1 protein-coding gene and 1 pseudogene are annotated in these 1,279 nt (G+C 68.6%); both read left to right on the top strand.

Annotated elements, in window-relative coordinates:
- A pseudogene (locus tag A9X05_RS26400) lies at nucleotides 1-286 on the top strand (DUF58 domain-containing protein); the annotation flags it as partial.
- A 43-nt stretch (nucleotides 287-329) separates the two neighbouring features.
- Nucleotides 330-1,279: VWA domain-containing protein (locus A9X05_RS26395; protein ID WP_231978476.1), on the top strand; the 950-nt coding region annotated here is incomplete at its 3' end.

The following is a 1,279-nucleotide window of genomic DNA, read 5'->3' as shown; positions in this document are numbered from 1 at the left end:
GGTGCTGGCCGTCGAGGTGCTCGACCCCCGCGACGTCGAGCTGCCCGACATCGGTGACGTCGTGCTGCAGGACGCCGAATCCGGGGTCACCCGCGAGTTCACCATCGATCCCCAGCTGCGCGACGATTTTGCCAGGGCTGCCGCCGCGCACCGCGCCGAGGTGGCGCGCACCGTGCGCAGCTGCGGGGCGCCGATACTGACCCTGCGCACCGACCGCGATTGGATCGCCGACATCGTCCGCTTCGTCGAGTCCCGCCGGCGCGGGGCGATGGCGGGACGGCAGTGACGGGCACTTTGACCGAGGCGCACAGACACACCAAGACGGTTTTATGACACTGCCATTGCTCGGGCCGATATCGCTGTCCGGCTTCGCACACTCCTGGTTCTTCCTGTTCCTGTTGGTCGTGTTCGGGCTGGCCGCGATGTACATCCTCATGCAGCTGGCGCGGCAGCGAAGGATGCTGCGCTTCGCCAACATGGAGCTGCTGGAAAGCGTTGCGCCCCAACGCCCTTCGCGCTGGCGGCACGTGCCGGCGATCCTGCTGGTGGCGTCGCTGGTGCTGTTCACCATCGCGATGGCGGGGCCGACCAACGACGTCCGCATTCCCCGCAACCGGGCGGTGGTGATGCTGGTGATCGACGTGTCGCAGTCGATGCGCGCCACCGATGTGCAGCCCAACCGGATGGCGGCCGCGCAGGAGGCGGCCAAGCAGTTCGCCGACGAGCTGACCCCGGGCATCAACCTGGGGCTGATCGAGTACGCGGGCACGGCCACCGTGCTGGTGTCGCCGACGACCAACCGCGACGCGACGAAGAACGCGCTGGACAAGTTGCAGTTCGCCGACCGCACCGCCACCGGGGAGGGCATCTTCACCGCGTTGCAGGCGATCGCGACGGTCGGCGCGGTGATCGGCGGCGGCGACAAGCCGCCACCGGCGCGCATCGTGCTGTTCTCGGATGGCAAGGAGACGATGCCGACCAATCCGGACAACCCGAAGGGCGCCTTCACCGCCGCGCGCACCGCCAAGGACCAGGGCGTGCCCATCTCGACGATCTCGTTCGGCACCCCGTACGGCTTCGTCGAGATCAACGACCAGCGCCAGCCCGTTCCCGTCGACGACACGACGATGAAGAAGGTCGCCGAGCTCTCCGGCGGCAGTTGGTACAACGCCGCGAGCCTGGCGGAGCTGAAGGCGGTCTACGCGACGCCACCAGCAGGATCGCCGGCACGTGCCGCCAGCGCGAAGGGCGTTGGGGCGCAACGCTTTCCAGCAGCTCC

It is taken from the genome of Mycobacterium sp. E3298, assembly GCF_001666895.1.
Lineage (GTDB): Bacteria > Actinomycetota > Actinomycetes > Mycobacteriales > Mycobacteriaceae > Mycobacterium.
This window is presented reverse-complemented; position numbering and strand designations above follow the sequence as displayed.